Origin of the sequence: Capnocytophaga periodontitidis (assembly GCF_016126015.1) — a bacterium.
Classification (GTDB): domain Bacteria; phylum Bacteroidota; class Bacteroidia; order Flavobacteriales; family Flavobacteriaceae; genus Capnocytophaga; species Capnocytophaga periodontitidis.
On sequence record NZ_JAEFDB010000051.1, the window covers coordinates 1 to 569 of the forward strand.

A 569-nucleotide genomic window follows, 5' to 3' on the forward strand; every position below is an offset into this window, starting at 1 on the left:
GAAAGTATAGGACCTCAAACCCAAACCGATTTGGCGATAGATGTATCGTATACCCTAAACTTTGAAAATTCTAAGTTAGCTTTTGGTATCAATGGATCAGCAAGTATATTTCAAATAGATTATAACGAACTGCGCAAACAAGATAATTCTGATCCCAGTCTTGAGGGCACAGAGAGCGTATTTTCACCTAACATAGGGGCTGGAGTTTATTGGTATACCGATAAATACTACATAGGTTTTTCAGTGCCTAATATGCTCGAAACAACTCATTATAATAACAGTTCAGTATCAGTGTTAAAAAATTCACAACACCTATATTTGATAGGAGGTTATGTATTTGATCTTACTGAGAATACAAAATTCAAACCCGCTGTACTATCGAAAGTATCCTTTGGAGCTCCTTTGCAGTTAGACTTCTCAGCAAACTTTATGTTCAACGAAAAATTTGTGATAGGAGGGGCTTATCGCTGGTCGGCAGCGGTGAGTGTAATGGCAGGTTTTCAAATCAACGACCGTTGGTTTGCAGGGTATGGATATGATTTTGAAACTACCGAATTGCGCAAATACAA

1 protein-coding gene is annotated in these 569 nt (G+C 37.8%); it reads left to right on the top strand.

Annotation, left to right across the window (positions count from 1 at the left end; genetic code table 11):
* Positions 1 to 569: PorP/SprF family type IX secretion system membrane protein (locus I7X29_RS15260; protein WP_198475899.1), on the top strand; the 569-nt coding region annotated here is incomplete at both ends.